This is a genomic window from Stecheria intestinalis (assembly GCF_009696165.1).
Lineage (GTDB): Bacteria > Bacillota_I > Bacilli_A > Erysipelotrichales > Erysipelotrichaceae > Bulleidia > Bulleidia intestinalis.
Window position 1 is genome coordinate 118,227 of the sequence record NZ_VUMN01000002.1, and the last position, 11,604, is coordinate 129,830.

Consider the following 11,604-nt stretch of genomic DNA (forward strand, 5'->3'; position numbering starts at 1 on the left):
ATGAAGTCAGGGAATTGATTTCAGAAGACAATTCAGAAAGGACTGTTTTATGACCGATTACAGGAACTTCATCAGTCCGAAGCGCAGATCTGCTCCGGTACCGAAGGATCTTGTGGATTCTTCCGGAACATGCGTATTCGGAACATTCGACCGGGAATTCGAAACTATGGATCTGCTTCATGCAAGGAAGCCGACCCATGCTCCGCAGCTTCTCAATCGCTATAAGCTGACCTTGTGGGAAGCGACCGAAGTGAACCTGAAGACCGGGATCCTGCTTGCAGTGGTCTGCGATATGGGCATCTTCGGCAAGACCCTCTGCTTATTCTTTGATAAGCGCACGAAGAAGGTCTATTCCTGGGATCATAATCTTTCCAGCAGAAAGACCGTTATCGCACCGAATCTTCTGAATGGCAGCATTGCTGAAGCAGAAACGGATGTCAGCCACGTGAAATACGTGAATCACTTTGAAAAGGGATCATGCCATCTCTCCGGCTTTCATAAGAATGATACGGATTCGATTTCCTATGACTTCGAGCTGACCCGTCTCAGCAAGCCGAGTGTCGTCAGCATTCCCTTCGGAGAGAACCGCCCGCTGTACAGTCAGAAGGATTTCTTCCATGCAGAGGGCAGCCTCACAATCAACGGGGAGAAGATGGAAACCGATGAAGAGACGACTTCTGTCGTAGATGACCACAGAGGATATTACCCGCGTCATATGCATTATGACTGGGTCACGACAATGGGAAAGAATGAGCAGAACGGAACCAGAAAATTCTTTGCCTTCAATCTGACCAGAAACCAGTCTATCGATCAGGAAAAATACAATGAGAACCTGATCTGGAAGGAAGGAGAGACGAGCCTGCTGCCGCCTGTGGTATTCGACCGTGATATTCCAAGCAGCCAGTTCCATGGGAAAGCAGTCTGGGAGGTGCATGATGCGCATGATATGGTGAATGTCAGATTCCATGTGCAGGGCATCAGTCCGATGGTCATGCATGCAGGAATCGTGAATATTGATTACTATGTCGCCTTCGGAGAACTGGAAGGAATGGTCCGGGATGAAGATGGCAATGAATATTCCCTGGATGGAATGATGGGGATGGGCGAAGACAAGACCATGCTGCTATAGAATGAGGATCTCTGCAGAGATCCTTTTCTCTGAGCGGAATATCGCACCAACCGGCTTCTCTTTTTTCTTCGATGATTGCCAGTACATCAGAGGAAATACGAAATGGAATTTGTCGCAAAGACATTCAGCCAGCCGAAGATCCGTGAAGAATAGCAGCTGAAAAAAGCGGAAGGAGGCTCCTCCCGCTCAATGCATTGCTTCATGGATCACCCGCATGACATTTCCGCAGGCGATCTTTTCTATTTCCCCGGCAGAAAATCCTGCTTTTGCCAGCGCATCATAGAGCCGGTTCAGCTGGTCGCAGGAAGCGATTTCCTTGTCTCCGTCAAAGCCGTCAAAGTCCGTCCCGATCGCAATCACATCGATGCCTGCGATCTCTTTTTCATGCTGGATCATCTGGACCATGTCATCGATACGGCTGATCTGGCTGCCTTCGGAATCATTCAGGAATCCTGGCATGAGGTTCAGCCCCATGACCCCGCCTGCCTTTGCAAGAGCCTTGATGCGGTCGTCAGTCAGATTCCGTGAATGCCTGCATATCGCACGGGCATTGCTGTGAGAAGCAATAAAGGGCACCTTTGCAATCCGGCAGACATCATCAAAGCCGGCATCATTCAGATGCGAGACATCTACCAGCATGCCGATGTCCTGCATATGCTTCACTGCCTCAATGCCGAATGGCTTGAGGCCTTTTCCATTGATCATGGGATCATTGCTGTTGGGATAGCCGAAGCAGTTCTCAAAGTTCCATGTCAGCGCCAGCGCTCGAATGCCCATATGATAGAACTCATCCAGCTTCTCCATCTTTCCATTCACTGCGACACCATCTTCCATGGTAAGCACTGCAGATACTTTTCCGTTCCGGAAGTTCGTTTCAATCTGAGAGGCATTTTCTGCCTGGGCAATCACATCGCTGTGCCGTTCGATGGTATTGCGGAAGACCCTCGCACATCCGCTGATATATTCTTCGTGCGAAAGTGCCGGACGATGGAAGTGCTCATAAGCTTTGTCCGGGACAATGTAGATGGCAAAGAACTGGGCAAGCGCTCCTGCTTCTGCAAGACGCTCTGCATCGATGCAGAGCTCAGGGCGATGATAGACATCGGCGTTTCCGCCATCTTCCAGGAACGCATGCATCAGGGTATCACAGTGCATATCAATCGTATGGAACATATTCTGCAGCCTCCTCATTCTGATTGGGTTCCATTATAGAACAGCATCCTTCCGGTGAATTCATGGATTTCCTGCAGATCTGAAGCGGTGATTGCCTGAAAGAAGAAAAGACAGCAGGATCGTGCCCTGCTGCCGGAATCAATGAACCGTATGATCACTCAATCACTTCACCGTTGGAAGTGCAGACTTTTTGATACCACCAGAACGAATCTTTTCTGGAACGATGGAAGTCTCCGGTCCCATCGTCATGACGATCCACATAGATGAACCCATACCGCTTTGCATACTGTCCGGTTCCTGCTGAGACCAGATCAATCGGGCCCCAGGTCGTATAGCCGATCACCGGAACGCCATCCTCCACCGCTTCCTTCAGAGCTCTGATATGCTGGCGGAGATAATCAATCCGGTAGTCATCATGGATGGAACCATCTGCTTCAACTTTATCATAAGCACCCAGGCCATTCTCGACGACCATCAGCGGAAGATCCGGATAGCGGCCATGCACGGTATTCAGCGTATACCGCAATCCTTCCGGATCCATCTGCCAGCCCCAGTCCGAAGACTTCAGATACGGGTTCTTTGCGCCGACGGTCATATTGCCGGATGCAGATTCTGCATCCTTTGAGACGGTCACGCAGCCCGAGGAATAGTAGGAGAAGGTATACATGTCCACTGTTCCTTCTTTCAGGATCTTCTGATCTTCTTCTGTGATGAAGGAAGGATCAATCCCGTTTTCACGGAAATAGCGGAAGATATAGGAGGGATATTCTCCTCTGACCTGAACATCTGCGCAGAAGTTATTGCGGAGATCATCCTGCTGCATGCACGCAAGCACATCTTCCGGCTTCGGAGTCAGCGGATAGTTCGTGATATGGCAGATCATGTTTCCGACCATGACATCCGGAATGATCTCATGGGCAAGTTTCACGGCCAGAGCAGAAGCGACGAATTCATTATGAAGCGCTTCGAAGGTCCGCTGCTTATCATGTTTCAGGCGGGAGAAGGGGATCGGTTCTGAGGCATGAATATCTTCCGGATCCATGACCCCAAGCCCGTACAGGTCGCCGATCGGGCTGTCCATGCATGCAATATTGATCTCGTTGAAGGTCAGCCAGTATTTCACTTTATCTTTATATCTGGTGAATACGGTGCGGCAGTACTTCAGAAAGAGATCGATGACTCTGCGATCAGAGAATCCTTCGTACTTCACCACGATATTCCATGGAATCTCGTAATGGCAGAGAGTTACCAGCGGCTCGATGCCATAGCTTCTGCACTCATCGAAGATGTCTTCATAGTACTTCAGGCCTGCTTCATTCGGTTCCTCATCATCGCCATTCGGGTAGATTCTTGCCCAGTTGATGGACAGACGGAATACCTTCCAGCCCATTTCTGCAAAGAGCCGGATATCATCCCTGTAATGATGGTAGCAGTCAGATGCCTCGTGACTCGGATAGAATGCCTTCGGATCCATGACCGGAAGAAAGGTGCGCGGACGCTGCGCATCTCCGCCCAGCAGCATATCCGGCACTGACAGTCCCTTTCCATCTTCCAGATAAGCTCCTTCACACTGATTTGCGGCTACTGCGCCGCCCCATAGAAATCCTTTTGGAAAACTCATAGAATCCTTCCTTTCCTTTCTTCTTCTATTGTATCGGATCTCTTCTGATCCGGCCCTGCAAATCATGATGATCTGCGGTTTCTTGATCTGCAGAAATCCGCTATACTTGTATCCGCTGTACACCCGTCGGAGCACTTTGAGTACCGGACCGGTGCATCAGATGGGAGGAAAAGATGCTTCAGAAAAACCGCTATTTCGGAACCAGGGAATTCTATCGTCATACCCTGCAGATCGCAATTCCGATCATGGTCCAGGATGGAATCTCGAATTTCGTCAGCATGCTCGACAACATCATGGTCGGGCAGGTCGGCACCAGCCAGATGTCCGGCGTCGCCATTGTGAATCAGCTGATCTTTGTCTATAACCTGATGATCTTCGGGGGCCTTGCCGGAATCGGCATCTTCACCGCTCAGTTTGCCGGCAAAGGCGACCAGGAAGGAATCCGCTATACGATCCGCATGAAGGCGATGCTTGCCATTCTGCTTTCGATCCTGGCACTGCTGATCTTCCAGTTCTCCGGCAGCCAGCTCATCGGCCTGTGGCTGAAAGGGGAGAGCGGATCTGGCGATATGATGCTGACAATGTCGTCTGCCCAGAATTATCTGCTCGTCATGTACTTCGGCTTCCTGCCATTTGCGGCAACCCAGGTCTTTGCCAGCACGCTGCGTGAGAACGGCGAAACGATGGTGCCGATGAAGGCCGGACTCATTGCGGTCCTTGTGAACCTGACCGGCAATTATATTCTGATTTCCGGGCACTTCGGCGCTCCTGCTCTCGGTGTCACCGGCGCCGCGATTGCGACCGTCATTTCCAGATTCGTGGAAATGGCAGTGGTACTGCTTTATCTGCTGCGCAGCGCAGACCGCTTTCCGTTTGTCCATGGCATGCTGGCATCGCTCCATGTGCCGAAAAATCTGTTCGGAAAGATTGCTGTGAAGGCGTTTCCGCTGCTGCTCAATGAAACACTCTGGTCGCTTGGCCAGACCGCGCTGTCTCAGCAGTATTCGATGCTTGGACTCAATATTGTCGCTGCCTTCAATATCAGCAATACGATCTGCAATGTCTTCAATATCGCTTTCATCTCGATGGGCAATGCGATCGCAATCATTCTTGGCCAGGAGCTCGGCAGCGGAAAGACTTCCGAAGTCCGTGATGATGCCGCAAAGCTTACGGTCTTTTCGATCCTGCTCTGCTGCGTATCCGGACTGCTGCTGTTTCTGATCTCCGGCCTGTTCCCGGAAATCTACAATACTTCCGGCGAAATCCGTCAGATCGCTGCTGGACTGATCCGCATTTCTGCTCTGTGCATGCCGATGTATGCATGTGAGAATGCCCAGTATTTCACGCTCCGCTCTGGCGGAAAGACCTGGATCACGTTCCTGTTCGATTCATGCTTCGTCTGGGTGATCTCGATTCCGGCTGCACATTTTCTGACACATTACACCAGTCTTTCCATTCTTCCTCTGTTTGCCCTGGTGCAGTCGGCAGAACTGATCAAGTGCGTGATCGGCGGAATATTAGTTCACCGCGGCGCCTGGATTCATGATCTGACCGGCTATGCCGGCTGAGACTCAGAGAATGATGAGCCGGTACAGATCCGCAAAGCGGATGCAGCGATTTTCCAGAATCAGCTGCTGTTCTTCAGAGCAGACCGCCATGACTCTGCCGCATATCGTTTCATAGACCCCGAGCTCCCGGAATCCATTCTTCCGCTCGGTCTCCATGGACTGGAAGAAGCAGACTTCTGCTCTCACCGGATTCTGCTTCTGCGCAGTCATCTCTGCAAGCATGTTCAGTTTTCTATTCAGTTCTTCCTGCGCTTCTGCATCAGGGAACCGCCGCGGCGCCAGTGTTTCTTCTTCCGCCCGGATCTTCTCTTCAAACCCGCTTAATGCCGCAAACGGTGCAAACAGCTTTGCCCGCCTGGAACATGCCATCTTCGGATGCCGCAGACTGAAATAATCCCCGTTATGCACTGGCTTTCCTCGCTCCAGCACGCTGCGGTAGCGGAAATTTTCCGGGCATTGCATCATCCCGATCTGATAGACTTCGCTGCGTTCGCTCATGCCTTATGTCCTCCGATCTGCAGATTCCGTTCCCGTGCAGTGCCTTCCTTCAGAAGATTCATGCCTTTCAGCACCGCATTGGTACCATACTTCTTCCGGATCTCCAGGATCGCATCCTGCAGATGCTCTTCTTTTTCTTTCTGCTCATAATCCGTGAACAGATCCATCTGCAGCAGATATTCTCCATGCCACGTATTCTCAGCAGCGATTCCGAGGCGGCGGAGATAGAAACGATGATCCACGCTGCTGTCGAACTGTGCAAGCAGAGCCCGCCGGATTTCAGAAAGACTGTCCGTGCGATGCCCGAGATGCACCGCCTTCACCGTATACTTCGGCATTCTGCGCCCATAGAAATCCACAACGACCGGTCCGTCATACTCCTCAAGCTTGTCCAGCGTGATCGGATCATAGCTGACCCAGAACGACAGATCCTTCACGGTCAGATGCTTTTTCCGCAGATCTGCGCAGAGATTGTCAATCATCTCCATGAAGATCAGCCGTCCCTCTGAAAACCGATAGGGCCGTGCCAGTACCTGCCCGAGATTCAGGCTGTGCGAAGAAGGGCGGTACTGCTTGATATCTGACATCCGCACCGGCTCGATTCCCCAGGCATGATCGATGATGATCTCACCATCGATTCCGAACGTCCGGTAGAACCATTCTTCATTGATCTGGGAGCCATAAGCCACTTTGCCCATGGTATCCATGCCGGCCGCCTCAAGCCGGGCCGCTTTTCCTGCGCCGATCATCCAGAAATCCGTCAGCGGCTTATGGTCCCAGAGCAGATAGCGATAGCTTTCTTCATTCAGCTCTGCAATCCGCACCCCATCCTTGTCAGCCGGACTCTTCTTGGCAACGATATCCATCGAAACCTTTGCCAGGAACAGATTCGTTCCGATTCCTGCAGTTGCCGTGATTCTGGTCTGCTTCAGCACATGCCGGATCATCGTGATCGCCATGCAGTGAGCCGCAGAAATATGCTGCAATGCGGCCTGCTCTGCATACTGATGCAGATAAGGCGTTGCATCGATGAAGCATTCATCGATGCTGTAGACATGGATATCCTCGGATGCCACATATTCCAGGTAGATGGAATAGATTTCAGCAGAAACCCGTTCATACTCCGCCATCCGCGGCACGGCAACCAGATAGTCTACCTTGCAGCGATGGCGGTATTCATATTCCCGGATTTTCTGCTTTGCTTCGAACAGCCGCGGTCTGCTCGGCACGCCGATTGCTTTCAGAGCAGGGGAGACTGCCAGACAGATCGTCTTATTCGAACGGGTTTCATCTGCTACCAGCAGCCTGGCTTTCAATGGATCCAGGCCGCGGCTCACACATTCCACAGATGCATAATAGGACTTCAGATCAATGCAGATATAGATATGTTCCGCCTGATGTTCCATATGAAGCTCCTTGCACAAACGCAATTGAATTCATAATCTGATCCTTATAGTTGCTTTAATTGCATATATATGCAACTTCTGCTTCTAAATGATAAGAGCATCGCATCACTCTGTCAACAGATCTGAAAACACGGAACAGTCTGCATTATCATCATTGATAGGAAAGGAGGAGAAACTATGATTAACATTCGTCCCGTTTCTGATGATCTCCGGAATAAGTTCCCGGAACCTGAAAAGACTGCCATGGAATCAGATGAATCTGTCTTTCTCAAAAAGAATGGATATGGCGGCACCAGGGTCCTATTCAGTATCGAGCAGTATTCCGCACTCATTGACGATACAGAGCGTTAGCTTGACGAAGCCGATGCCGCAGAAATGGCTTAACCACAATTTTTTTCAGTCCTGTGTTCTTCTGCTTTTGATAGCAGAGCCACCGTCGCGGCATGGAACTGCAAAGGAAAATTGATAACAGACTCAGGCTCGTTTTAAGGATATAATGATCCATAGCAGAAAATACAAAATTCTGGATTAGATGATATGGGAAAACTCACAGCGATTATTGTTGATGATGAATACAGAATCGGTCAGCTGATTTCGAGGCTGATCCATTTTCAGGAGATTGATGTAGAACTTCTGAAAATCTTTGACAACAGCAGCGAAGCACTTGTATTTATTCTGGAAAAACATCCGGATATTGTGATTTCGGATATTCAGATGCCGGTGATTGACGGGCTGGAGTTGATCCGCCATGTTCATGAATCGCAGTTTTTTCCGCATTTCATACTGATCAGCGGCTACAAAGAATTTGAGTATGCAAGAACCGCACTGAAATATGGCGTTGAAGATTACCTTCTGAAACCGGTGAACGAAACAGAACTGAATCAGATTCTGAAAAAGGTATGCAGCGAACATAATCAGATGCTGAAGGAAAAAGAAGAAACCAGAGAGCTGAAAGAAACTGCAAAGCGTGAACATATTCTGGGAGGAAGAGAAGCTCTTCTGGCACTGATGCAGGAGAATTATCCGGAAAAACTTGAGACATTCAATTTCAACTATAAGACAAGCCTTCAAAGCGGAGATTTCCTGCTTTTCGGGATCAAGCTGGACTATGAGGCGGATGGAGAAGATGTGCTGCAGAATAAATTTCTGATCAGCACTATTCTTTCGATCTTTGAAGATGCCTTCAGAAATCATGTTTATGAACAACTGTATGCTCCGGTATCCGAAGATGAAATGCTCGGTCTTCTGAATACTGAGTTCGGAAAATGGGAAGAAGCCGAAGAAGCTCTGAAAAAAATCTTCCCGGAAGTGGCAAACAAGGTTTCGAGCATTCATGGCTATTATGCGACTATGGCAATCTCTGATCGGTGCAGCTTCTGGAGTATTCCTTCAGCAAAGAGTACGGTCGATGAGCGTATTCTTCAGAGATATTGCTATGGAGTAGACCGGGTGATTTCGGGAACGAAAATCACTCCCCATGAGCATCAGCAGATCCTTGAATCAAAACTGAAATCAAGAATTGCCTTTGCGACTACATCATTTGATATTCCGGAGCTTCAGAAACTTATCAATGAAGCATTCCAATCATTGACGGACCTGAAGCTGGAAGAAGCTTACCTTATCCCCGGACTAGCTTATGACTTTACAGACTGTGTCTTCTCAAATTATTCTCCGACGGATGAGATGAGAGCTGAGAAGGCAAGAATTTTCCAGACCATCGATCATTGCTGGAGCCTGGAGAAGATCACAGAGACTTTGAAAAAGGAAATATCTGATGTTGTTGCGGATCAGGAAAGACAGBATCGGATGCAGACGCGCAAGCCAGTCAGAGAAGCCATTGAGTATATCGGCAATCATTATAAGGAAAAGATTACTCTGGATAGTATCTGCGATCAGCTCCAGATGAATTCCTCTTATTTCTCAACATTATTCAAGAAAGAAACCGGAGAGAATTTTCAGAATTACCTGACGAACTTCCGGATTGAAAAAGCAAAAGAACTTCTGGTCACAACTCAGAATACGATGGGAGCTGTGGCGGCAGAAGTCGGATATGCAGATGTGCGGTACTTTTCACAATGCTTTGCAAAGATTGTGGGAATGAAGCCTTCTCTCTACAGAAAGATGTACTCATGAAAAACGGATGGAGAGGCTGTTTGATCGCTGAGACAATTCTTCTTGGCATCGGTATCGCCGAAGAAGCTTTTAGATGGAATCGTTCTTTCCGGAGCTGGATTCTGATTCTGATGTTTTTTTTCTTCATGATTGCTTTTACTATTGACAAAAGGTGGAGGAAAAGGATCAGAACCGAAGCTGAAAATGCGCTGGATAAAGCTGATCTTTCATCATTTCAGAATTCTGATGCCTGGAAGTCATTCCCGGAACATCAGAAAGTTGATGAATTATTCAGAAAGAAGATTTCTGAAGAGAACGAAAAACGTGATGTAGAAGAATATGATCGGCAGGCAACGCTGGAAGCACTTCAATCACAGATCAATCCTCACTTTCTCTATAACACGCTGGAATGTATCCGCGGTCAGGCATTGCTTGATGATAATCGTGATATTGCAGAAATGCTGGAAAAGCTAGGGAGCTTCTTCCGATACAGTATCAGCAGGAAAGACAACATTGTCACTCTCTTTGACGAACTGCAGAATATCCGCAGTTATATGTATATTCAGAATTACCGTTTTTCCAACCACTATCAGCTGGACATCATTTTTGAAGAAGATCAGAAAGAGCTTGAATTATGTGCTGTTCCCAAGCTTATGCTACAGCCGATCGTTGAAAACTCGATTCTTCATGCATTCGAAAACCGGATAAAAGGGACGATCACGATCAGCATCGATGCGGATGAAAAAGAACTGGTCATCACTGTCTCAGATGATGGGATCGGAATGGACCCGGATACACTTCAGAATCTGAACGACCGGATTGCGGGAAAGCAGGATAGCATTGTCAGACCTCTGAAATCTCATGGAAACGGCATTGCCCTTGAAAATGTGAATAAGCGTATCGGAATTCTTTTCGGGCAGAACTATGGCATGCATGTATATTCGACACCGGGGAGCGGAACAGATGTTGAAATCTTTCTCCCGAAGATCAGCAATCCATGGGAGAGAAATGGCATATGAAGCGGGTAATCCTTGAACTGATCGATTTTTCGTCGCAGGGGAATAACTCAGAATCCTGCCACGATATCTGCATGCTTCTGAGAGAAGGCGAAACGATTGCTCTGCTTGGAGAACGCAACAGCGGACGATATAGTTTTTTCGGCTGGCTCAGCGGAGAGGCTGCTGAATACTCCGGCAAGGTGATACCTGATACAGATATCAGCACTGAACAATTCCTCAATAATAATGTCTTTCTGCTGAGTGATTCCATGAGGCTGAAAATCAGAGAGAACTCAAGCATTCTTCTGGAGGATTATCTGTTTCTGATGTCTTCATCCGGCTGCAGCACCTTCCTGATCCGTAAAGAAGAGCTGGAGGAGAAAGGAAAAGCTCTTCTGCAGGAAGTCTGCCTAAAAAGGAAGCTTCAGGATGAGATGTCCAGTTTTACTCCGATGGAAAGGCTGAAAGCAGAACTTGCGAAAGCAATCTATTCCGGTGCAAGAATCATTGCTCTGGAAAATGATCTGGAAGGTTTGAATAACCTGGAAATAAATGAGCTTTCACAGCTGATCGGCAGAATCAAGCGCATACACCATCTATGTATTGTCTGGAACACCAATGGCATGAGAGGAGTTGGTCAGATCGCAGATCGATGCATGTATTTCTTCGGGGGAACGATTGTGAAGCAGGTTGATATGAGATGGCCTGGAAGCATGCAGAAGCTGGAGAATATTGCCAGAGAAGATATCATGATTCCTGCTCTGAAGAAAACCGGAAGCAGAGAACAAGAACAGCCATTCTTCCAAGCAGAGATTTCAATAAACCACGTTCCATATAATCTGGAGATTCAGCATGGCCGTATTTATTCAATTGTGGAATATAACATCCATTCCAAACGCAGACTGTTTCAGATTCTTACCGGAGAACAGTATTCTGATCTTCGATTCCATGGAGAAAAAATGCCTGAAGGGTGGTCAATGGCGTAAACCCAATTCAAGGTTCACGCCTTATTTTCTTATTGGTCGCAAGAGAGGAAGCTGCAGCTTTCGCAAGCGCAAAAAAGCCCCTGTCAGGAAAAGAATCGTAAATTTTTAATATG

The 11,604-nt window shown here is 48.3% G+C and carries 10 protein-coding genes; 6 read left to right on the top strand and 4 right to left on the bottom strand.

Going from position 1 to position 11,604, the window contains the following annotated elements; all coding sequences use genetic code 11:
* Positions 1-49: 49 nt before the first annotated feature.
* Entirely contained in the window at positions 50-1,129 is a 1,080-nt protein-coding gene (locus FYJ51_RS02075; RefSeq protein WP_154502655.1) for a DUF2804 family protein, read from the top strand.
* 186 nt (positions 1,130-1,315) lie between these two features.
* On the opposite strand, the gene FYJ51_RS02080 is transcribed toward FYJ51_RS02075, so the two are convergent.
* Positions 1,316-2,302: a dipeptidase gene (locus tag FYJ51_RS02080; RefSeq protein WP_205946120.1), complete on the bottom strand. Its 987-nt coding sequence runs from the start codon at positions 2,300-2,302 to the stop codon at positions 1,316-1,318.
* 154 nt (positions 2,303-2,456) lie between these two features.
* Entirely contained in the window at positions 2,457-3,923 is a 1,467-nt protein-coding gene (locus tag FYJ51_RS02085) for a glycoside hydrolase family 1 protein (RefSeq protein ID WP_154502661.1), read from the bottom strand.
* Between the two features lie 173 nt (positions 3,924-4,096).
* Here FYJ51_RS02085 and FYJ51_RS02090 point away from each other — a divergent pair, with 173 nt between their 5' ends.
* Positions 4,097-5,491 (top strand): MATE family efflux transporter, encoded by a 1,395-nt coding sequence (locus FYJ51_RS02090; protein WP_154502664.1) that lies wholly within the window; start codon positions 4,097-4,099, stop codon positions 5,489-5,491.
* 3 nt (positions 5,492-5,494) lie between these two features.
* Here FYJ51_RS02090 and FYJ51_RS02095 read toward each other — a convergent pair whose 3' ends face one another.
* The gene (locus tag FYJ51_RS02095; RefSeq protein WP_154502667.1) at positions 5,495-5,989 is read right to left on the bottom strand and encodes a hypothetical protein; all 495 of its coding nucleotides are present in this window, start codon (positions 5,987-5,989) and stop codon (positions 5,495-5,497) included.
* Positions 5,986-7,395, bottom strand: coding sequence for a Y-family DNA polymerase (locus FYJ51_RS02100; protein ID WP_154502670.1), 1,410 nt, complete (start codon positions 7,393-7,395; stop codon positions 5,986-5,988). Before FYJ51_RS02100 ends, FYJ51_RS02095 begins: the two co-directional genes overlap by 4 nt.
* Before the next feature lie 177 nt (positions 7,396-7,572).
* Here FYJ51_RS02100 and FYJ51_RS02105 point away from each other — a divergent pair, with 177 nt between their 5' ends.
* From FYJ51_RS02105 to FYJ51_RS02120, 4 genes are all read left to right on the top strand, one after another.
* Entirely contained in the window at positions 7,573-7,746 is a 174-nt protein-coding gene (locus FYJ51_RS02105) for a hypothetical protein (RefSeq protein WP_205946121.1), read from the top strand.
* Positions 7,747-7,932: 186 nt separating this feature from the next.
* Positions 7,933-9,528: a helix-turn-helix domain-containing protein gene (locus FYJ51_RS02110; RefSeq protein WP_154502673.1), complete on the top strand. Its 1,596-nt coding sequence runs from the start codon at positions 7,933-7,935 to the stop codon at positions 9,526-9,528.
* Complete coding sequence (locus FYJ51_RS02115) at positions 9,525-10,526, top strand: sensor histidine kinase (protein ID WP_205946122.1); 1,002 nt, start codon at positions 9,525-9,527, stop codon at positions 10,524-10,526. Before FYJ51_RS02110 ends, FYJ51_RS02115 begins: the two co-directional genes overlap by 4 nt.
* Complete coding sequence (locus tag FYJ51_RS02120) at positions 10,523-11,491, top strand: P-loop NTPase family protein (RefSeq protein ID WP_154502679.1); 969 nt, start codon at positions 10,523-10,525, stop codon at positions 11,489-11,491. Before FYJ51_RS02115 ends, FYJ51_RS02120 begins: the two co-directional genes overlap by 4 nt.
* Positions 11,492-11,604 lie beyond the last annotated feature (113 nt).